Genomic DNA, 20,981 nt, shown 5'->3' on the forward strand with positions numbered 1-20,981 from the left:
ACTCCTCTTTGTCTATATTGTATCATTTTATTGTATGTCATCAAACAAAAAAATGTTTCACTATAAAAACAAGCTTATTCAGCTTGTTTATTACAATATAGATAAGCAGTTACTAATACTGCTAAAGAAACACCCATAAATACTAATACTTTAATATTTAAAGATAATCCATCTTCTCCAAATACAATCAATGAACCTGCAAAAATAATAAGCGATCCAATTGTTGCAAGAACAGGATTAATAACTCCTGTTTTAAAGCTTGTAATTTCTTTTTTACGATATAAACCAATAACTCCTAAGTATAATAAAATATAACATACATAGTTCATAACAATTGCTATTTCAGAGATATCAGATCCACCCATTAAAGCATAGTTCATTACTAAATAATGAACTATATACCATCCTACAGCTAATCCAAATGATAAAAGTGCACTGTTAACAGGAATATCATATGTTTCATTTACTTCTTTTAATTTATTTGATCCTGGTAACATATTACGAAGAGCTAATCCGTAAGGTAAACGAATGGCTCCTAAGATTAATCCATTAACTGTTCCTAATACAGAAATAACAATAAACACTAACATAATTTTAGCACCATTGGCACCAAACAACATATTACATGCAACATCTACATGACTATCACCTAAAGCAATAACTTGATCTGCTCCTAGTAAAGCAGAAATCCCTACTAAGTATAATGAATAAATACATACAATAAATAATGGTGAAATAATTAAAGCTATTGGAAGATTCTTTTTAGAATTTTTTATTTCATGTGACATAGAAGTCGCAATAATCCAACCATCAAAAGAGAAAGCAATTGGTACAATTGCTGCAATAAATCCCATACTACTAGTGGTTGCAATCACAGGTTCTAACGTAATGTTTGATGTTTCACCAAACATTAGTCCTAATACTGCTATTAAGAATAAAGGTATTAATTTAATAATAGTTGTTGCTACTTGGAAGTATCCACCCATTCTTTTTGAAATAATATTCATAATAAAAAAGAAAATAGTAAATGTAAAACCAATAGAACATTGATGTAACAAAGTCCCTTCCATTCCAAATAACAAACAGAAATAAACTCCCGCTACCCATGATACAACTACGATTAAAGTTGGATAATAAATAAACGTATGGAACCATCCTAAACTACCCGCTAGAGAAGTATTCCCCACTTCTTCCATATAAGTAACAATCCCTCCTGCTTTATCTGTACGTATTGCAATTTGAGCTATTGTTAAACTACCAAAAATAATACTAATTCCGGCAATAACAAATACAAGTATTCCTAAAGCAACACTTCCATTTGTATAATTTAATACGTCATCTGATTTAAAAAATATTCCTGATCCTATTACTATCCCTATTATCATAGAAATAGCCGTAAGAATATTATATTCACTCTGTTTTTTCATAAACCCTCCACTACTTTTCAGCAACTTAAATTATAACAAATGAAAAGTGTATGCACAACTAATTTTCTATTCTATCATCAAAAAGAGTGGCTTATTGCCACTCTTTCCATACATCTGGTTGATATCCAATGGTTGCTTGTTTCCCATTTCTTACAATTGGTGTTTTTAATACTTGTTGATTTTCTAATAATTTATATTCTTTATCAGTTTTAGGCATATATTGAATTAATAAATAAGTATCTTGATCAGCACATTTTTCATTTATCATGACATCAATGCCTCCAACTGCTTGTTTTACACTTTGGAATTCACCTTTACTTAATTCTTTTTCTAATAGATTAATAAATTGGAATTTAATTCTTCTTTCTTTAAAATATCTTTGTGCCTTTTTTGTTTCATTACATTTTTTTGTTCCAAATATTTGTATATTCACTAGTTATCTCCTTTTTAATAATTCAATAATTTCAATGTCTGCTTCTAACCAAGGAACTGTATCATATTGTTGTTTTGATAACCATTTTGCATCTAAATGTTCTAATAATTGAATATTTCCTTGAACAATCTTACTAAAAAAACAATCCATTTTTAAATGAAAAGCTGGATAATCATATTCTACACAAATAAGATGTTCTCCTACTTCAATGACCACATTTAACTCTTCTTGTATTTCACGTACTAATGCTTCTTCCTTACTTTCATTTGCTTCTATTTTACCACCAGGAAATTCATAAAATCCTTTATAATCCCCATAACCTCTTTGGGTTGCTAGAATCTTGCCATTGTTTTCAATAATTGCAGCTACTACCTGTATTTCTTTCATGATTCATTTCCTTTCAAGAAGCATTGTATCACACTAAGTAAACTACGAACAGTATTTCAAAACCCATTCCATAAAATCATTGGATACTTCTTCTTTATTTATTTCATTTAATAACTCATGACGAGCATCTTGATATAATTTTAATTCTACATTTTTATGACCTGTTTGAATTAAATGATCATAAACTTCCCTTACTCCTTTTCCATTTTCACCAACCGGATCTTTATCACCTGCAACTAAAAAGACTGGGAACTCTACTGCAAAACTAGTATACCAACTATCTTCATTAACTGTTGTTAATAACTTAAAAAGATCACGATAAGCATGAATAGAAAATGAGAAGGTACAATAAGGATCACGAATATATTTTTGACATATTTGTTCATCTCTTGATAACCATTCTACTCCTGTTTCTTTTTTAAATCCTTTATTATAAGCACCTAATGCCATATTATTAATTAATTTACTACTATTTCTACCACCTTTTACCATTCCAAGTGCTTTACAAAGGATACAACCTATTCCACTTAAAGGATTCTTTCCAGCAGTACCACAAATAATACATCCTTGAATATCTTTTTCATATTTACTTAGATAACTTCTTGCAATAAATGAGCCCATTGAATGACCAAATAAGAAACATGGTATTCCAGGATATTTTTCTTTCATTATAGTTGTAAAAATATGAAGATCTTCTACTACATATTGATCACCATCTTTAGGACTAAAATAACCAAAACTATTATTGTACTTCCCTGTATTCCCATGTCCTAAATGATCATGTCCACAAAATATAATTCCTTTATTACAACAATCTAAAGCAAACTCTTCATACCTTTCTACATACTCACACATACCATGTGACAGTTGAATAATAGCGATTGGTGTTTGTTTTGGTTCATAGATATAATATTGTATTTTTTGACCAACACACGAGCTATCAAACAACCCCTCTTTTTTCTTCATGATAAAATCCCTCCTCTTTATCTATATTTTATCACTTCCAAATAAGAAGTCTATTTATTTCACAAAAAAAATGGTTAGAAACCATTTTCTTGTTCTCGTTGAATTCTTTTTTTCTCTGCAAATTTGACTGCTTTTTTGGATGCAATATATGGACTAAAATAAGGAATTAAATATAGTAATTGTAACGCTAAATAAGTAGTACTTACTTCCCCAAATGTTAGTGCATAAACAGAAAATAATGCATAAGACTTTATTAAGCAACTTATCATTGTAAATAACATTGCTGCTTGGATAACCACTCCTTTAAAACGTGGTATTGTTTGACAAACCAAATATTGAACATAGCCAAAAACACCAGCTAATAATAAATACTTAACGAATGTTGTTCCATAAACTGTAAAGTTAAATTCCATTGTAATTCCCCCTTTTTATTAGTTACATCATATCACAAATTAAAATGTCTAGCCAATACTTGCTACATAATTTCCCCTAGATATTCCTTATCTTGCCAATAATCTAATATCCTTTTATCTTGGGGTCCTTTTGAAATAATATATTTCATTTTATGATAGGGATATGGTACATCAAAAATACAATATTCTCTAATACCAACTACTTTTGTTACTTGCAACGTATCCTTTCTACCAGCACTAACTACCACAAAATCACCTATTTGAATATCATCTCCATTATATAAATAACAATAATTTTTCCCTCTTGGTTCAAAAATAACATCATAATAAAGGATGTGCATTGACTTTTCTAAATCAGCTAACATTTGATCAATTATAATTCTTTGTAACTGAGTATATTTTCTCTTTGTTTGTTTAATGAGTTCAATAAGTGCTTTTAAACTATTTATTCCAAGGTATTCCCCTTCCAAAGTAGCCATCTCTTCTTCTCTGTTTTTATATTTTATAGTTATACAACTTTGTATTTCAGTAGGTACTTGATTGTATATTAAATCTTCAAAGTCCATTATTTCTAAAATATCAACAATTGAATAAAGTATAGCTTTATCTTCTATATATTGAATATTTCCTTTATTTGATTCTTGGAATTCAATTCTTTTATGAAGTAAATTATATGTAATTGTTTGACCATCCTCATTATTAAAGCAATAAATACTTATTTTTTGAATATCTTTTGGATATAAAAAATCAAATGCCCATAAAGTATGATCTTCTAATTGCTCACGCAATAAATAAGATAAATCAATATTCTCTATTATCAATTCTTCATAGTAAGCACCATGATAATAAAAAGTATTCCCTTTTTCATTATGTAGTATTAGTTGCCAATCTGATTCGTTATTTTCTTGGTGATAATTAGAAAAATACTTTTCAAATAAGGTATCTATATATTGTATAACATTAGCTGGTAAGGTAATGATGTTTTGTTTAGGTGGTTTGTTGTTATTAATTTCATTTATACAAACAAGGCCATTATCTTGGATTACTATTTTTTGTTTTTTTACTATATCTAGTCCAGTTACTTGATGTGTACTAAGCAGTTCTATTCTTTTACATTTCCCATTAAAAGAATTATTTAATTTATGATTTTCTTTCAAATGACAAGTATTCATCTTAGAGTCCTCCTACTAATAGTATACCTTATTGCAATCTTTATAGAAATAAGTTTTATATGTTGATTTTAAATTGTATACATGTATAATAGGAGATACGTGTTATAAGAAGTTTGTTGATAAAACTGCAAACCGATAACACTCTGGAGAACCTTTTTAGTAAGGTGCCGAAGGTGTAAGAGTGAAACTCGAATCTCTCAGGCAAACGGACAGAGTTAAACAAGATATGTTTTTCTTTTTCGAGTTCTCTATAAAATATTTTAGGAGGATTTTTTTATGATTGAACAGATTGAACAGATTAACGGAATTATCAATGGGTATATTTGGGGTGTACCTGCACTTACTTTATTAATTGGTACGGGTATTTTAATGACTTTACGTACAAAAGGATTTCAGTTTAGATATTTTAAGCATATGTGGGATGTAACAATTGGGGCTGTATTTAAGAATAAAGATATTACTTCTAGTAAGGATAAGAATTCAATTTCTCAATTCCAAGCTTTGTGTACTGCTTTATCTGCTACTATTGGTACTGGTAATATTACTGGGATTGCAGTAGCCATTACTAGTGGTGGTCCAGGTGCTATTTTTTGGATGTGGATTGCAGCTATTGTTGGGATGATGACTAACTTTTCTGAAAATGTATTAGGGATTTTCTATCGTAGAAAAAATAAAGATGGTGAATGGTGCGGGGGTGCTATGTATTATCTTGAAGATGGTTTAGGGGCTAAGTTTAAGACTTTAGGGAAAGTTTTAGCTGTATTGTTTGCTAGTTTTGCTATGATTGCTTCGTTTGGGATTGGTAATATGGGACAAGTTTCTTCTATTAAGGAGTCTATTTTAACGGCTGCTGGAGCTACAGGTAATGTTACTGCTAGTATTGTGATTGGACTTGTTATTATGTTTTTAGCTGGTTTAGTAATTCTTGGTGGAATTACTCGAATTGCTAAAGCGAATGAAAAAATTGTACCTGCTATGGCTGGTGTTTACATATTAGGGGCTATTATCATTATTGTAATGCATTCGAATCAAATTATTCCTGCTTTCCAAGCTATCTTTAGCCATGCTTTAAGTAGTGAAGCAATTACTGGGGGAACATTAGGTACTGCGATTACTTGGGGATTTAAAAGAGGTGTGTTTTCTAATGAAGCTGGTTTAGGTTCTTCTGTTATTGTTCATAGTGCATCGAATGTAAAGGAACCAGTAGTACAAGGTTTATGGGGTATTTTTGAAGTTTTCTTTGATACTATTATTGTTTGTACTTTAACTGCTTTAGTTATCTTAACTTCTGGTTTAGTTAGTTTAGAAACAGGTGTTCCTTTTAATAGTGATTTAAGTAGTTTAGGTTTAGTAACAGAAATATTTGGATCTGTGTTTGGTACATTAGGTGGAGTATTCTTAGCTGTTGCTATTACATTATTTGCTTTTTCTACCGTACTAGGATGGTCTTATTATGGAACGAAATCTTGTGAATATTTATTTGGGACGAAAGCATCTCAAGTTTATAAACTTGCTTTTTTAGGAGTCGTTGTTGTTGGATGTGTTTTGGATGCATCTTTGATTATTGATATTTCAGATACTTTTAATGGATTTATGGCGATTCCTAACTTAATTGGGGTTGTTACTTTATCTGGATTGGTTGTTAAGATCACGAACAACTATGTACAACGAGTAATTAAGAAAAAAGATATTGAACCAATGCTTTCTAATTTTGCAGATTTACAAGCTTTACATGCAAAAGAAATAGCAGAAAAATAATAGAAGCAACTAGAGTTTATATTCTAGTTGCTTTTTTATTTTGTTTGTATAAAGAAAGTAGTACAATAAAGGAATAAAGGAGGAGTCTTATGAATAATTTTAATTTTTATGCACCAACAAAAATTGTATTTGGAAAAGATACAGAACAAAAAGTTGGTGAATTAGTGAAAGCACAAAAAGCTAATAAAGTATTAATTCATTATGGTGGTGCTAGTGCAGTGAAATCTGGTTTATTAGAAAGAGTCGTAAACTCTTTGAAAGAAGCAGGTATTGAATATGTTTTATTAGGAGGGGTTATCCCTAACCCACGTTTGTCTTTAGTATATGAAGGTATTGAGTTATGTAGAAAAGAAAAGGTGGATTTTATTCTTGCTGTTGGTGGTGGATCAGTTATTGATTCTGCCAAAGGAATTGCTTGGGGAGTTCCTTTTGATGGAGATGTTTGGGAATTATATGAAAAGAAACAAGAAGCTAGTGATGCTTTACCACTAGGTTGTATTTTAACAATTGCTGCGGCCGGTAGTGAAATGAGTGGTGGTAGTGTTCTAACAAAAGATGAGGGTGGTTTAAAAAGAGACTATTGCAATGATAATATTCGTTCTAAGTTTTCTATCATGAATCCTGAATTAACCCTTACTTTACCACCTTATCAAACAGCTGCTGGTTGTGTTGATATTTTGATGCATACTTTAGAAAGATATTTTGTTTCTGGATCAACTTTGGAAACAACAAAAAGCATAGCAGAAGCAATTATGAGAACAGTCATTACAAATACTAAAATATTACATCATGATCCTATGAATTATGATGCTAGAGCTGAAATTATGTGGTGTTCTAGTTTATCTCATAATGATTTAACTGGTTGTGGTAATCTAAGCAATGACTTTGCAAGTCATATGTTAGAACATGAAATTAGTGGATTATTTGATGTCACACATGGTGCTGGTTTAGCGGTGGTATGGCCTAGTTGGGCACGTTATGTATATCAAGACTGTTTAGATACTTTTGTGAGATTTGCAATAGAAGTAATGGGTATAGAAAATACTGGTGATAAAGAAACAATGGCTCTTCAAGGGATTGATGCTTTAGAAGCATTCTTTACATCTATTGATATGCCGGTAACAATGACTCAAATGAATTTAGAAGTTAGTGAAAAACAAGTAAGATATATGGCTAATTCTTGTAGTCAAGCAGCTGGTGGAAATTGTATTGGTAGTGCAAAATCTTTGGATTTAGAAGATATGTATCAAATATTAAAGGATGCAGTCTAAATGAATAAAATAATAGATACTTTTATCAGTAGTAATTTAACCAGTACAATCCAATATTATATTTATGAACCAGATAGTAATCCTAAAGGGATTATACAATTAACACATGGTATGATGGAGAGAATTGAGTTATATGAGGAGTTTATTGGGTTTATGTGTGATAAAGGATTTATTGTATGTGGCCATGATCATATTGGACATGGTCATTCTGGGGAACTTTCTGATAGTTTTGGATTTTTTGCTAACACAGCAGGATATCGATATTTAATTGAAGATCTTCATCAATTAAATACGATTATAAAAGAAAAATATGATGATCTCCCTTATTTTTTAATAGGTCATAGTTTAGGTTCTTTGGTAGCGAGAAACTATTTACGTCTTTATGCAAATGAAGTAGATGGATGTGTGTTCAGTGCATCTGGAAGTGCTAGTCCTCTTACTGTTCTGGGACTTATTTATGTAGAGTTTAAGATAAAAAGAAGTGGTCCTCATTTTGTTTCTGAATCTTTTGAAAAAACAATCTTTGGAAACTTTAATAAAGGACAAAAAGATAAGTTTAGTGGTTGGTTGTGTAGTAACCAAGAATTTATTGAAACTTTTAAAAATGATTCACTATGTCAATTTGGATTTAGTTTATCTGCTTATCGTGATTTATTAACATTATTTTACCAAAGTAATAAACAAAATTGGTTTACAAGTGTTCCAAATGAGATGCCAATCTTATTACTTTCTGGTAATCAAGATCCTATTATGAATAATGGAAAAGATATGCTAAAGGTAGAAGAAAATTTACGTAAAACGAATCATACAAAGATAAATTCTTATTTATATGATGGTTCTATGCATAATCTATTTCATGAAATAGATCGTTCTACTGTTTTTAATGATATATACCAATGGATTACAGCTTTATAATACTTCATATTATATGAAGTATTTTTTTATAACAAAAACGACCCTAAGGTCGTTTAGTAATCATAATATTCTCCTAATGTTAGATTGTTTTCATATAAAATAGTTGCTAGTTCTTCACCTACATAACGATAATGCCAGGGTTCATAAATATATCCTGTAATATCTGTTTTATCTTCAGGATAACTCATAATCCAACCATATTGATAAGCATAATTTTGCATCCATATACCAACGATTGTTTCATCTAATGTATTGTATAAACTATATTTATCACTAACATCAATCGCTAATCCTAATTCATGTTCACTAGAACGAGGATAGGCACTATAATAAGGTGCATTTTCAGGATCAGTTGCATAATAGCTGTTATATAAATTAGTTTGATATGCTTCACTACGATAACTAGAGACCAATGTGATATCGATACCATCTAATTGTGCTTGTGCCATCATTTCAAAATATGCACTTGCTGCTTCTTGCCTTAAATAATGATTTCCACCAATACTTACTAAATCATCTGGTTCCCATCCTTCTGGCAAAGCGTATTCCTTACTTATATAAACAGTAATATCACTTGGATTTGCAACAATATTCGTACCTTCCACTAACTCATTAACAGGGGCTAAGACAACAATAGTTGTCTTAGCAGTAGTTTGATTATCATTTCCATCGCTAGCAATAATATCAATAGAATACTCCCCTACCAAGGATGTATCTACTTGACCATCTACATCTAATTCAATATCATCAATAAAATAGTTATCAATAACATCAATACCTAAACTATTTACATCAAAAGTACTATATAACAATACTTCATATTGATCATCTAATCTGATAGTTGGTCCTGATGAATCTTTCACTGTTATTTCATAAGTAAAAGAATAATCTTGATAAGAATATACGATTTCATATGTTCCTAGTGACGATATTGTTATATCTTCATATTCTAATAAGTCAGTAATATCCTGATCTTTATAAGTTACCTGTAATGAAATATCATTTGGTAAAAAAGAATAATCTTGTCCATATTCTATTTCTTGTTTATAACTACTAACCTTCTTACCTTCTATTCTAGCAACATAAGTTGAATTGTTCATTAGAAAACAAATAACACCAACGATAATCACAATTAGTAATAGAATAATTTTTTTCTTTGTCATATTAATTACTCCTTTCAATTCTTACGATTGTATAATAATACATTATAAAAGTCACTATTTTTGTCATGAAAAAACTCTTTTTTTATTTACATTCGCAGGATTTTATTATGAAGTATTTAATATTCATTTGGTGTAGCGAAGATAATATGATTTACTTCTAGAACAATCCAAAATTTCTTTTTATTATAATGAAACACATGCAGGTAGGGAGCATGAAAATTAGGTCCAGGATATTTAATGAAAATTTGATTCAGTGCTTCATAAGCTACCCACAAACCAGAAATTTGCTTATCTTTAAAAATTTCATGATAACCTTTAGTAAAATATAACTCATTTTTAACATCTCTCCAATTATTAAATATGCATTTTTCCTTTGAATCTGTTGCTTTAAAATCATATTCTAAAGGGCTAATCATATCTAAATAATCCATCTTAGAATCACCTTGTAAGCTCTCTATGATTGTCTTTTGGTACATATCCACAACAAGTGGAACTGGCGTATCCTTTAATTCACTATAAAATATTCTAACTGGCATCCTACTTCCTCCTATTTTCTATAAACATTTAGCACAAATAAGTGAGTGATCACTCCAAAGACCAACCTTATTACTATCAACAAGTATAACTGGCATATGTTTTTTGTATGCACTAGCACTAAAGATAATATGATCAATACAAGTATTATCACCAAAAAAACTATTTTCTACTGTATTCGTATTATTCAGTTGTGGTCCTTTATATCCTAGTCTCTCAAGTTCCATTAAGTGACTTTTATGAAAAGGTTCTTGAAAATCACCTGCTATAATAACATTACAATCATTTGTTTCTTTTGCTTTAGAAATTAGTAATTCCCATTGGTATTTATAAAGTCGTTTTCTTTCTTCAATAAACCAAGCTGCTTTATTTTTAAAATTCACTGTTTGAACAACGTGTGTATTAATCAAATGATATTCTTGATTATCTATATTTGCAATTACATAATTAATCCTGTTTGGAAGCTCTACATCGAAATCCTTTCTAGAATAGCCTTTTAAAACATCTTTTTTGATAAGTGTGACTGACATAATACTTCGATTATGTTTATCATAATCAAAGAGAGGTAAAATAACTTCATAATCTTTAAATAATGATTCAATCAACTTAAGATACTTTTGATCACGTCCTGCAATTATTTCTTGAATCATGATAAATATTGGTTTTTCATAAAATTTAAAAACATAAGATGCAAAGCTTCTAATCTTTTGATCATATGATAATTTCCTATTTACAGGACACCATCCATTTAAGTTATAGCTTAAAATATAATTATTTTTCATTTTTCTTTTCCCCTATCCTAATATTTTCTTCAAATCTGACGATTCAAGCTTGGTTTTCCCCGTTTTACTAAGGTAACTTTGAACTCGAGTTGTGAATAAGCACATTTGTTCTATAGTCGCACTATCTTTCATCTGTTCATCATCCTCTAAAATTCTAGTTAACAATTTAACCATATAATCATATCTAGGATATTTCGTAAGCCCTAATTCCTGCATCAATATAGGTGCAAATTGCTTATGTAAATCTGAATACTTTGGCATCGCTATTAACACAGATGCATATGTTTTGGCATAAGACAAGTTCTCTTGTTCACTCATTTTATCCAAATGAGTGATACAAGAATTCCCAAAATCTTCAAATGCAAAAGTGTGTGGATACTTAGTAAGTAAAATAATACTTTTTTTAATTTCATTAATGTTTTTCATCTTTCTTCTCCCTATTTTCTATACTTATGTGTTACTACATCTACACATTAGTTACTTTTTTAAACTAATATCCTTAGATATTAGTTTTCAATATTTTTAAATTGATGATACACAGCCAGCTTAATTACATAGCTCATTCTAGGAACTCTTAGACCTTCTTGCCTTAAAAGAGATTGTAAATCTTCTAACTCCCTATAAATGTTTTCACTGATATAAATTCTAGGTGTTGAATCATTTTGACTACTGTCTTCGATTGATCGTTTTGCAATTTCACATTCTTGTGATAATGAGTTCCATTGTTCAACCGTAAGATTTCTTGAACTCCTAACAGCCATCTCAATGATACTTCCCACAGTAACATTTAAAGAAATATTGATAGAGATTCCATCAAGACTATCTTCATTCATAGTTAGTAGTTGTTCTTCAATACAATCTTGCAATCCATTAGTTCTAATATCCTTTTGTAGTTGTTCTGTTCTCCTAGCAATCAACCTGTCTATCCAATACTTTGTTTCATAAGCAAAACGTATTGTTTTGTATATTCGTGCCATCATGCTTTCCTCCTTTTTCATTAATGTGTAGCTGTACTAACACTATTATACATCAATAAAACAAATATGCAAGTACTTTTTTATTATTACACAAAAAAAGACACTTATCATCCTATTTAAGGTGATAAATGCCATATTTCATATTGTTGCAATAACCTACTTATCATTTTTATTAGAATACAATTTTGTTTCTAATATTTCTTTTGTTTTTTCTAATGTTCTCTTATATTTATTTTTACGCATATTAGGGAACGCTGACATAAGTCGACGTTGATAAAATGTATTATTTGTTAATAATTCATCAAATTTTTCAATCATTTCATCATGAATATCTAATTCTCTTATTCTTGTACGGAACTCATGTAAATTTAAATTCGAGTCCATTTCAATATATTTTTCTTCAAAATTATTCTTAATATCTTCTAATTTAACAAGTTGTATATTAATACCCAGAACATTATATAATGTCGCACTAAAATCCGCTACTATATAAATAAGAAACGCAAATAAAAAGCCTAATTTAAAATCTAAATTTCGAAGCTCCAATATAGCACTTATTTTAGGATGCAAATCAAAAGTTAATATAACACATAAAAAACCAAACAAAGTTGAATTCAAAAGACAAACTCTTCCATTAATATTGAACTTATTATTTGAATAATCCCACCAACTTGTTTTAAACAATGTCTCCATCGCCCAACTTGTAAAATATTCCAATGATGATGTCAATATAACTCCTGCAATAAAAATTGTTGTTACATTCTGTGGAACCCACTGTAATAGATATACTGTCCCAAGTGCACCAAATCCATAAATCGGACAAAAAGGTCCATATAAAAACCCTCTATTCACTACTTTTCCACTTCCTAGTGAACAATATATACACTCACAACACCAACCAATAAAACTATATATTCCTAAATATAGAAAAATATTTGCATAAAAATCCATCTACAATTCTCCTCATTTACATCTGCTTTAAATAACAAAAATCTCATTTTTTTAAATAGTTAATAAATTAAATCAATTGTACTGATAATAATAATGATTGTCAATCCTATTATATTAAAATAGTCAACCAAATATGTTGCTTATTTTTTATGTTAATAATTATCTTTTCTATAAAATAAGAAACGGCTATATTTATTTTTATTATCAAGATTATCTCTATTAAAAAAAGTATCTCTTTAACAGGGATACTTAAATTATGATACAAAGATAAATTTATTAATCTTTTATCTTGTTAGGGTATTTAATAAACATCCTATGAAATAGTAAATAAAGAACACACAAATATCTACTACAACGATTGTTGCACCAACTGGTGATGCAAATAAAATAGAAATAAGTATTCCTAAAACTGTACAAACAACCGAAAAGATGGTTGATGAAATGGTAACAGATAAGAAACTTTTAAACACTTGCATACTTGCTAAAGCAGGAAAAATAATTAATGCAGATATAAGTAAAGATCCTACTAAATTCATTGCTAGTACAATAATAACTGCAATGATAACTGCTATCATTAGATTATATTTTTTAGCATTTGTTCCTGTTGCATTTGAAAAATTTTCATCAAAAGTAACAGAGAATATACGATGATAATACAATACAAATAAAACAACTACAACAATAGATAGGACTCCACTAAGAATAACATCATACTGATTTAAAGTTAAGATTGATGTTGAACCAAATAATGAAGTACATACATCTCCTGCTACATTTACAGAAGTAGAAAATACATTAAGTAACAAATAACCTACTCCTAATGTTCCCACTGAAATCATTGCTATTGCAGCATCTCCTTGAACCTTTTTACTTTCACCTGTGCGAAGTAAAAAGATTGCACTTAGCCCTGTTAATAACAATACCAATGGTGTTTCAACTGTTAAATTTAGCACTGCCGAAATAGATACTGCTCCAAATGCAACATGAGATAATCCATCCCCAATATAGGAAAAACGTTTCAACACAAGGGTTACACCAAATAATGAGGAGCATAGTGCTATTAAAACACCTACTACTAAAGCATAAACTACAAAAGGATATTGTAGATAATACATAATTTTACTTATAATTTCCATTACTCATCTACTCCTTTTGGATGATACTTTTCCAAATATTCTTCTTTCATTCCAAAAAATGATTGTTTCCCTAAAAATAATACTTTATTAGCATGTTCAAAAGATGCTTGTAAATCATGTGAAATCATTACAATAGTTGTATTATTTTGCTTATTTAACTGTCCTAAAATTTCATAAAGTTGTGCTGTAATAACAGGATCCAATCCTGCTACTGGTTCATCTAAAAATAAAATTTTTGGATTAGAAACTATTGCACGGGCAAGCAATACTCTCTCTTGTTGTCCACCTGATAGTTCACGATAACATTTTTTTCTTAAAGTTGATAACCCTAATTGTTCCAATGTTTCTTTTACTTGTTGTTTTTCTTTTTTATTGTAAAAAGGTCGCATTCCCATTTTAGGTATTAATCCTGAACAAACAATTTCTTCTACTGATGCCGGAAAATCCTTTTGCATCGCAGTTTGTTGTGGTAAATAGGAAACTTCTTTTTTACTTATTAAATGAATAGAACCACTAATTAAAGGTATTAATCCTAATATTGTTTTCATTAAAGTGCTTTTACCCGCACCATTTTCTCCAATAATGCAAAGATAATCCCCCGCACATATTGAAAAATCTAAATTATTTATGATCGCTTTTCCTTCATGACCAAACGATAAATCAATACATTCTAATTGCATTTAGTTCTCCTTTAATTCAATGCTTTTTCTATTACTAATAAGTTCTCTTCCATAATTTGTAGATAACTTGTATCATCTGTTGATTGTTGAGATTGCATTGAATTTAACGCTATTATCTCTTGATCTTTATCCGTTGTATTTTCAATAATTGTATTCGCAACTTCATGACCTGTTTCTGTTGTTAAAACATAATTCAAATCATATTCATCTACTTTTTCTGCTAATGTTATAACTGTATCAAAACTTGCAGTCGTATCTGTTGTACATCCTGCAAATGCTGCATAATATTCAATATCATAATCATTTAACAAGTAAATGAATGGGAAACGATCCCCAAATAATAAAACATTTGAATTATCACTCGTAACTTCTTCATATCTACTATCTAATTCATCTAATTCATCACTAAACGTAGCTAAATTTGCAGTTACAGCTTCTTCCATTTCTGGGCTTAATTCAATAATTGAATTTGCAATGATAGTAGATAATGTTTTAGCATTGTTTAATGATAACCAAAAATGTTCATCTAACACACCTTCTTCACAGCATTCATCGCTGCATTCTTCATCATGATCATGTTCTTCATCAGTACATTCTTCATCGCTGCATTCTTCATCATGATCATGTTCTTCATCAGTACATTCTTCATCGCCGCATTCTTCATCAGTACATTCTTCATCATGATCATGTTCTTCATCAGTACACTCTTCATCAGTACACTCTTCATCAGTACATTCTTCATCAGTACATTCATCATCATGATCATGTTCTTCATCAGTGCACTCTTCATCAGTACATTCTTCATCATGATCATGTTCCATACCTTCAGTAGTTTCTTCTTCTAAAGCATCATCGCCTAGAAGTTCTAGTAAATTTAAAGCAATTTGATTTTCATTAGTATCTTCATTTAGTACTTCTTCAACCCATTCACTCGACTCTCCACCACCATAAATAAATAAATCACAACTTCTAATAGTAATTATGTCATCAGCACTTGGTTGATAACTATGTAAATCAACACCACCATCAATTAATTGGATAACATTTACATTTTCAATCTCTTCTCCTAATACTTCACGTACCCAATCATACTCAGCATAAACTGTAGTAACAATTGTTAATGTATCTGAATCTGAATTTATGCTAGTTAGACTACAACCAGTCAACATAAAAGCACAAATAACTGCTATAAAAATTTTTTTCATTTTCTGTCCTCTTTTTCTTTTATCTTGCAAGATTGACAAACCCCATATATAACTGTATTCAACGTGTCAATTTCAAAATTATGATAATTCATTAAATTATATGCTAAAAAATCAGCTTCTTGACGAGGCAAGTGATTCATTTGGCCACACACCTGACACTTCATATGAATTGATTGTTTACATTCATCATCATAAACATATCTAAAAAAGAATTCTCTACTACCTTCTTTATGACTTTGAACAATTAATTTTTCATTTTCTAAATCAGCTAAGTTACGATATACAGCACTTTGACTGACTCCCTCCTCTTTTAATTGTTCAGCAACATATTTAGCAGATAATTCCTCATCAATATGCATTGATAAAAAATTTAACAACAACTTACGCTGTTTGGTAACATACTTTGACACGAAACCCACTCCATTCTGCGAATTATTCGCAAATTTAATATAACATATTTCATTTTTAATAGCAAATATTATTATAATATATGAATAAAATATAATAATCTAATATGAAATAGCTTTTTATTCTTATTTTCATTAGAATAAAAAGTAAGTATATTTCTATTCATTCCCTTATCATTGTACAATTGATGATCTATTTTTTGAGTAAATAAAAAAATGGAGTAAACTCCAACTATAAAGGTAGCTTAAATTAACTTGGGGTTTTGTCCTGCTTTCCATTAACTTGGGGTTTTCATCTTTTTCGCTTTAAACTTATGGGGTTTGTTCTCCACAATTCGAATATTTCTAAAAATAAGCTATTGGTTTGTAGTACTCTACATTCCTAATAGCTTTTTATGTTATGATAATAAAAAAAGAGAGACGCTATCAACTTTGCCGGTTCTGCGTTACTCTCTCAACACCAACACTCACAAAGGAGGTTGCACTATTATGATACATGTAAATTCAAAGAACTTCAATACTACTACTACAAATATTCAACAATATTTTATTGATTTCTATCAATCTATTCCTTTAGAAGAACTTACTTGTCCAAATTGTGGTGCTAGACTTATTCGTTATGGTACGTATTCACGTACTTTAAAAACAAATGGAAAATCTAATTCTATACAAATTCAAAGAGTATGTTGTACGAATATTTATTGTACTTGTCGTCATCATGCATTGATTCCTTCTGTATTACTTCCTTGTTGTCAATTACTATCAAAAGACATATTTGTGATTCTTCATGCTTATCATACACATAGTACTTATGATTCTATTCTTTCTACCAATCCATTACTGGACTTACGTTGGATTCAACATATTATTCATCGCTTTATTAACTACTGTTCTATAGAAAGTATCTCGATACTTTCTAATAATACATTTCTTGAAAACTACTTTTATCATTATAATAGAGGATTTATGATAAGTCCTCATTATTCCTATTGTTTTTATGCTATACCAACATAGGATTCCTATTCATCTTCTTCTTTTTTTATTATTCTAAAGATAGATAAAAAAAAGAAGGAGTTGATAATGATGAAATTATCGAATAAAGCAGCTATAAGCTATGATTTATCTTGGGGTGGTGATAGATTATGAATGATGATACTCTCACTATGTCCATTTGCCGTGATGACATCTTACAGTTATTTAATTTAGAAGCAAAACGTATTGATACCTTTGAAATACGTCCTACTTTGTTTAATGAATTAGAAATTCATGTAAAACTAAGCCGATGTTATCAAACATGTCCATGTTGTCATAATAAGACCAATACTGTAAAAGACTATGTTCCTAAAAAGATTACACATTCCTTACTTCATTCTAAACCAACTTATATCTTCTATAACGCTAGAAGATATCGTTGTAAAATATGTGGAAAATCATTCTATGAAGAAAATCCATTCACTCATGAAAAAGCAAGAATTTCTGCCTTGACCGTATATAATGTCATTGAGGAATTCAAAAGTCCTAGAGCTACTTTTAGTGATGTTGCTGCACGTTATCATATTTCTACTACCTCCGTAATCAATCTGTTTGATCAACATGTTTCTGTATCTAGAAAAACTCTTCCTAGATACTTGTGCCTGGACGAAAATTATGCGTTCAAATATGACAAGAGTAACTACTGTTTTGTCCTCGTTGATTTACTAACCAAGGATGTTGTTGATATATTACCTTCACGTAAAAAGTTAGATCTATTACGTTACTTTGAAGCTATCCCTTTAGAGGAAAGAGAAGGTGTTGAACTCGTTGTTTCTGACTGTTGGAAAACATATCGTGATGTAGCTAAAAAGATGTTACCCAATAGTAAGTTTGTAGTAGATAAGTATCATATTCTAGCTGATCTTACAAAACGTGTAGACCGTATACGTATTGATGTCATGAATGAAAACTATGTAAAGATTAGTGCAAAAGAATTAGATGCACTACCTCCTGATAAGAAAGCAGAAATCATTCAAAAGAAACATACATACTATGTATTAAAGAAATTCAATTGGTTAATCCATACCAATCATAAGAAAAAGAAAAAAAGAGAAAATGGAAAGATAATTGAATACTATGCTTTAGACCCTAATAATGAAAAGAAATATAACTATGCATTAAGTAAGTTCCTTAACTTTTATGATTTATATGACCTTGTCTATCATTGTGATCCTAGATTAACAGAAGCAGTAGAACTAAAGGAATCTCTGGTTCGATTTTATAAGCAATCAACCTATAAGAATGCAAAACATAATCTAGATGAAGTGATTAAAGAATTTGAAGAAAGTACCCTCCCGGACATGAGAAAATATGCTTCTACATTAAAAGAATGGAAGAAAGGAATCATCCATTCATTTATACCTATAGATTCCCCTGTTCCTAGAACTGCAACCAATGCGATTATAGAAAATAGAAATAAACTAATCAAAGATATTAAACGTGGTGGTAACGGATTCCGTTGTTGGCCAAGATTCCGTAATCGTATACTCTTTGCCCTAAATAGCGAAAGCACCATGCATCTCAATCCAATAAAAAAAGAGAAACAACAAGATACCTAGTATCATTGTCATTTCCCTAAAACATAAGTTTTAAAACACTCTTCTTAGTCCTATAAACTTTGGGGTTTTGATAAAACCCCAAGTTATCTTATAGCCAAATAAGTACTATACCCCAGAACTATTTATAGTGCCACTATAAATAGTTTTCAAACACTGACTACTCCCTTTTCTTTCATAATCATCTTATGATACTGCTAATAAAACCAATATAATGAACCAATCTATCATTACTTGTATAAAATGTAATTCTTTGCTTTTTGTACAACAAGCTAACGCATAAAAAAAACAAATATTAGGCGATTAAATATCATTTAGGCTTATTTTTTTTATAAAATTCACGAAAATGTTATCATCCTCAAAAGTGCATATTAATGTTGACATTTATACTCCAAACACCTGTTAGTTATCTACAATTCATTTATTCACACCCACATATTGGCTTGTTGTGATGCTTTTTTTCTCTCGCTCATCGCTAACCTTTCAAATAAAAAACAGCCAACAAATTTCTCCATCGACTGCATACAATTTGTATTTATCTTTCTTCTATCAAAAAATCAATGATGTTTTCTAGCTTAATCCCCTCATCAGACTTGATAAAGTTCCGATCCATTGATAGCACAATTTTTTCGTAATTATCTCCGATTGCTTTTAAGCTACGCAATTCTCTTTCATAAACAGATGTATCCAAAAGGGATTCTGTCACTTGAATGTACAGCTTTTCATCTGGTTTTTCGGCTACAAAATCAACTTCGATTTCTCCAATCTTTCCAACATAAACCTTATACCCTCGCCTCAAAAGCTCCAAATATACAATATTTTCCAGAATATGCCCTCTATCCACATCACGATAGCCTAAGAGCATATTGCGAAAACCAATGTCCGCAATATAATTCTTGTTCAAAGTTTTCAACAGTTGTTTGCCTTTGATATCGTATCTCCCTGCCGTATAGAAAATAAATGCATTGCTCAACATTTCAATATATTTATTGACAGTGCTGCTTGCAACATTCATCTTATCCTTTGCTGAAATATCCCCTTCATTTTTCAAAATATTTCCAATGCTATTTGGTGAATTTAAGCTCCCAATGTTATCACTCAAAAACAGCATCAGCTTACGCAGTAAATATTGATCCGTAGCCTTATTACGTTCTAACACATCTCTTAAAACAACGGTGGAATAAATACCCTCTAGGGTTTCGTTGATTTGGGATAGGTTAAAATCAAATTGTTTCAAGATTGGCATTCCACCAATTTGCAAATATTTTTGGAACTTTTCTTCCATAGTCATATCTGTAGGGAACTCATAGAATGTCAAAAATTCCTTAAAGGAAAGTGGCATCATACGAATCTCAACATATCTTCCAGACAGTAATGTGAAAAATTCATTGGATAGCAAAAATGCATTGGAACCTGTAATATAAATATCCACATCAAAGTCCAACCGAAATGATTCAATGGCTTTTTCCCAATGCTCCACTGTTTGTAACTCATCAAATATGAGGTAGGTTTTCCCATTTTCTGCAATACACTCACTAATATATCCATAAAAGGCTTCGTAGTGCAAAATATTTTTGAATTTTAAAGACTCTAAATTTATGTGGATTATATTCTCTTTTGGGACACCACTATGCAATAAATGTTCATGGAACAAATCCAAAATGGTGGATTTACCACATCTTCTAATACCTGTAACAATTTTCACAACATCTTTATCTTTGTATTTTATCAATTTTGTTAAATAGAGTGGACGGTTTATTTTATCCATAAAATTCCGCTCCTTTCTTCCATTTCATTATAGATTTTAAAGGTAAAT

At 30.0% G+C, this 20,981-nt stretch carries 22 protein-coding genes and 1 riboswitch; of the genes, 5 read left to right on the forward strand and 17 right to left on the reverse strand.

Annotation, left to right across the window (positions count from 1 at the left end; genetic code table 11):
* Positions 1-74 precede the first annotated feature (74 nt).
* The 6 genes from LRR82_RS06560 to LRR82_RS06585 form a co-directional block, all read right to left on the reverse strand.
* Positions 75-1,427 carry an APC family permease gene (locus LRR82_RS06560; RefSeq protein ID WP_249028637.1) on the reverse strand — a complete coding sequence of 451 codons (1,353 nt, stop codon included), beginning with the start codon at positions 1,425-1,427 and terminating at the stop codon, positions 75-77.
* A 91-nt stretch (positions 1,428-1,518) separates the two neighbouring features.
* Complete coding sequence (locus tag LRR82_RS06565) at positions 1,519-1,860, reverse strand: arsenate reductase family protein (RefSeq protein WP_249028638.1); 342 nt, start codon at positions 1,858-1,860, stop codon at positions 1,519-1,521.
* Between the two features lie 3 nt (positions 1,861-1,863).
* Positions 1,864-2,247: a (deoxy)nucleoside triphosphate pyrophosphohydrolase gene (locus LRR82_RS06570; protein WP_249028639.1), complete on the reverse strand. Its 384-nt coding sequence runs from the start codon at positions 2,245-2,247 to the stop codon at positions 1,864-1,866.
* A 42-nt stretch (positions 2,248-2,289) separates the two neighbouring features.
* Positions 2,290-3,213 carry an alpha/beta fold hydrolase gene (locus LRR82_RS06575; protein ID WP_249028640.1) on the reverse strand — a complete coding sequence of 308 codons (924 nt, stop codon included), beginning with the start codon at positions 3,211-3,213 and terminating at the stop codon, positions 2,290-2,292.
* A 74-nt stretch (positions 3,214-3,287) separates the two neighbouring features.
* Positions 3,288-3,626: a hypothetical protein gene (locus LRR82_RS06580; RefSeq protein ID WP_249028641.1), complete on the reverse strand. Its 339-nt coding sequence runs from the start codon at positions 3,624-3,626 to the stop codon at positions 3,288-3,290.
* A gap of 62 nt (positions 3,627-3,688) precedes the next feature.
* Entirely contained in the window at positions 3,689-4,798 is a 1,110-nt protein-coding gene (locus tag LRR82_RS06585) for a hypothetical protein (protein WP_249028642.1), read from the reverse strand.
* A 133-nt stretch (positions 4,799-4,931) separates the two neighbouring features.
* Positions 4,932-5,021: riboswitch (glycine riboswitch) on the forward strand.
* 53 nt (positions 5,022-5,074) lie between these two features.
* Here LRR82_RS06585 and LRR82_RS06590 point away from each other — a divergent pair.
* The 3 genes from LRR82_RS06590 to LRR82_RS06600 all read left to right on the forward strand — a co-directional run bounded on the left by LRR82_RS06590 (position 5,075) and on the right by LRR82_RS06600 (position 8,742).
* A complete protein-coding gene (locus LRR82_RS06590; RefSeq protein WP_249028643.1) occupies positions 5,075-6,556 on the forward strand; it encodes an alanine/glycine:cation symporter family protein in 1,482 nt (493 codons plus the stop codon).
* A gap of 89 nt (positions 6,557-6,645) precedes the next feature.
* The gene (locus LRR82_RS06595; protein WP_249028644.1) at positions 6,646-7,827 is read left to right on the forward strand and encodes an iron-containing alcohol dehydrogenase; all 1,182 of its coding nucleotides are present in this window, start codon (positions 6,646-6,648) and stop codon (positions 7,825-7,827) included.
* Positions 7,828-8,742 carry an alpha/beta fold hydrolase gene (locus LRR82_RS06600; RefSeq protein ID WP_249028645.1) on the forward strand — a complete coding sequence of 305 codons (915 nt, stop codon included), beginning with the start codon at positions 7,828-7,830 and terminating at the stop codon, positions 8,740-8,742.
* 53 nt (positions 8,743-8,795) lie between these two features.
* Here LRR82_RS06600 and LRR82_RS06605 read toward each other — a convergent pair whose 3' ends face one another.
* From LRR82_RS06605 to LRR82_RS06650, 10 genes are all read right to left on the reverse strand, one after another.
* The gene (locus LRR82_RS06605; RefSeq protein ID WP_249028646.1) at positions 8,796-9,905 is read right to left on the reverse strand and encodes a M15 family metallopeptidase; all 1,110 of its coding nucleotides are present in this window, start codon (positions 9,903-9,905) and stop codon (positions 8,796-8,798) included.
* Between the two features lie 116 nt (positions 9,906-10,021).
* Positions 10,022-10,441 carry a hypothetical protein gene (locus tag LRR82_RS06610; protein ID WP_249028647.1) on the reverse strand — a complete coding sequence of 140 codons (420 nt, stop codon included), beginning with the start codon at positions 10,439-10,441 and terminating at the stop codon, positions 10,022-10,024.
* Between the two features lie 18 nt (positions 10,442-10,459).
* Positions 10,460-11,221: an endonuclease/exonuclease/phosphatase family protein gene (locus tag LRR82_RS06615; protein WP_249028648.1), complete on the reverse strand. Its 762-nt coding sequence runs from the start codon at positions 11,219-11,221 to the stop codon at positions 10,460-10,462.
* 12 nt (positions 11,222-11,233) lie between these two features.
* Positions 11,234-11,647 carry a hypothetical protein gene (locus LRR82_RS06620; RefSeq protein ID WP_249028649.1) on the reverse strand — a complete coding sequence of 138 codons (414 nt, stop codon included), beginning with the start codon at positions 11,645-11,647 and terminating at the stop codon, positions 11,234-11,236.
* A gap of 80 nt (positions 11,648-11,727) precedes the next feature.
* Positions 11,728-12,201, reverse strand: coding sequence for a hypothetical protein (locus LRR82_RS06625; RefSeq protein ID WP_249028650.1), 474 nt, complete (start codon positions 12,199-12,201; stop codon positions 11,728-11,730).
* 153 nt (positions 12,202-12,354) lie between these two features.
* A complete protein-coding gene (locus LRR82_RS06630; RefSeq protein WP_249028651.1) occupies positions 12,355-13,149 on the reverse strand; it encodes a putative ABC transporter permease in 795 nt (264 codons plus the stop codon).
* A 284-nt stretch (positions 13,150-13,433) separates the two neighbouring features.
* A complete protein-coding gene (locus tag LRR82_RS06635; protein ID WP_249028652.1) occupies positions 13,434-14,285 on the reverse strand; it encodes a metal ABC transporter permease in 852 nt (283 codons plus the stop codon).
* Positions 14,285-14,965: a metal ABC transporter ATP-binding protein gene (locus LRR82_RS06640; protein WP_249028653.1), complete on the reverse strand. Its 681-nt coding sequence runs from the start codon at positions 14,963-14,965 to the stop codon at positions 14,285-14,287. Before LRR82_RS06640 ends, LRR82_RS06635 begins: the two co-directional genes overlap by 1 nt.
* Positions 14,966-14,976: 11 nt before the next feature.
* Positions 14,977-16,170 carry a metal ABC transporter substrate-binding protein gene (locus tag LRR82_RS06645; protein ID WP_249028654.1) on the reverse strand — a complete coding sequence of 398 codons (1,194 nt, stop codon included), beginning with the start codon at positions 16,168-16,170 and terminating at the stop codon, positions 14,977-14,979.
* Positions 16,167-16,580 (reverse strand): Fur family transcriptional regulator, encoded by a 414-nt coding sequence (locus LRR82_RS06650; RefSeq protein ID WP_249028655.1) that lies wholly within the window; start codon positions 16,578-16,580, stop codon positions 16,167-16,169. Before LRR82_RS06650 ends, LRR82_RS06645 begins: the two co-directional genes overlap by 4 nt.
* Before the next feature lie 486 nt (positions 16,581-17,066).
* On the opposite strand from LRR82_RS06650, the gene LRR82_RS06655 reads away from it, so the two are divergent.
* A complete protein-coding gene (locus LRR82_RS06655; protein WP_249028573.1) occupies positions 17,067-17,591 on the forward strand; it encodes a DUF6431 domain-containing protein in 525 nt (174 codons plus the stop codon).
* Positions 17,592-17,719: 128 nt separating this feature from the next.
* Positions 17,720-19,168 (forward strand): ISL3 family transposase, encoded by a 1,449-nt coding sequence (locus LRR82_RS06660; RefSeq protein WP_249028574.1) that lies wholly within the window; start codon positions 17,720-17,722, stop codon positions 19,166-19,168.
* A gap of 532 nt (positions 19,169-19,700) precedes the next feature.
* Here LRR82_RS06660 and LRR82_RS06665 read toward each other — a convergent pair.
* Complete coding sequence (locus LRR82_RS06665; RefSeq protein WP_249028656.1) at positions 19,701-20,933, reverse strand: ATP-binding protein; 1,233 nt, start codon at positions 20,931-20,933, stop codon at positions 19,701-19,703.
* Between the last annotated feature and the right edge of the window lie 48 nt (positions 20,934-20,981).

Origin of the sequence: Tannockella kyphosi, assembly GCF_021054785.1 — a bacterium.
Taxonomy (GTDB): Bacteria; Bacillota_I; Bacilli_A; order Erysipelotrichales; family Coprobacillaceae; genus Tannockella; species Tannockella kyphosi.

Coding starts and splice junctions, on each gene's coding strand:
- LRR82_RS06560 (WP_249028637.1), bottom strand. CDS start 1,427: ATGAAAAAACAGAGTGAATATAATATTCTTACGGCTATTTCTATGATA.
- LRR82_RS06570 (WP_249028639.1), bottom strand. CDS start 2,247: ATGAAAGAAATACAGGTAGTAGCTGCAATTATTGAAAACAATGGCAAG.
- LRR82_RS06575 (WP_249028640.1), bottom strand. CDS start 3,213: ATGAAGAAAAAAGAGGGGTTGTTTGATAGCTCGTGTGTTGGTCAAAAA.
- LRR82_RS06580 (WP_249028641.1), bottom strand. CDS start 3,626: ATGGAATTTAACTTTACAGTTTATGGAACAACATTCGTTAAGTATTTA.
- LRR82_RS06585 (WP_249028642.1), bottom strand. CDS start 4,798: ATGAATACTTGTCATTTGAAAGAAAATCATAAATTAAATAATTCTTTT.
- LRR82_RS06590 (WP_249028643.1), top strand. CDS start 5,075: ATGATTGAACAGATTGAACAGATTAACGGAATTATCAATGGGTATATT.
- LRR82_RS06595 (WP_249028644.1), top strand. CDS start 6,646: ATGAATAATTTTAATTTTTATGCACCAACAAAAATTGTATTTGGAAAA.
- LRR82_RS06600 (WP_249028645.1), top strand. CDS start 7,828: ATGAATAAAATAATAGATACTTTTATCAGTAGTAATTTAACCAGTACA.
- LRR82_RS06605 (WP_249028646.1), bottom strand. CDS start 9,905: ATGACAAAGAAAAAAATTATTCTATTACTAATTGTGATTATCGTTGGT.
- LRR82_RS06610 (WP_249028647.1), bottom strand. CDS start 10,441: ATGCCAGTTAGAATATTTTATAGTGAATTAAAGGATACGCCAGTTCCA.
- LRR82_RS06615 (WP_249028648.1), bottom strand. CDS start 11,221: ATGAAAAATAATTATATTTTAAGCTATAACTTAAATGGATGGTGTCCT.
- LRR82_RS06620 (WP_249028649.1), bottom strand. CDS start 11,647: ATGAAAAACATTAATGAAATTAAAAAAAGTATTATTTTACTTACTAAG.
- LRR82_RS06625 (WP_249028650.1), bottom strand. CDS start 12,201: ATGATGGCACGAATATACAAAACAATACGTTTTGCTTATGAAACAAAG.
- LRR82_RS06630 (WP_249028651.1), bottom strand. CDS start 13,149: ATGGATTTTTATGCAAATATTTTTCTATATTTAGGAATATATAGTTTT.
- LRR82_RS06635 (WP_249028652.1), bottom strand. CDS start 14,285: ATGGAAATTATAAGTAAAATTATGTATTATCTACAATATCCTTTTGTA.
- LRR82_RS06640 (WP_249028653.1), bottom strand. CDS start 14,965: ATGCAATTAGAATGTATTGATTTATCGTTTGGTCATGAAGGAAAAGCG.
- LRR82_RS06645 (WP_249028654.1), bottom strand. CDS start 16,170: ATGAAAAAAATTTTTATAGCAGTTATTTGTGCTTTTATGTTGACTGGT.
- LRR82_RS06655 (WP_249028573.1), top strand. CDS start 17,067: ATGATACATGTAAATTCAAAGAACTTCAATACTACTACTACAAATATT.
- LRR82_RS06660 (WP_249028574.1), top strand. CDS start 17,720: ATGAATGATGATACTCTCACTATGTCCATTTGCCGTGATGACATCTTA.
- LRR82_RS06665 (WP_249028656.1), bottom strand. CDS start 20,933: ATGGATAAAATAAACCGTCCACTCTATTTAACAAAATTGATAAAATAC.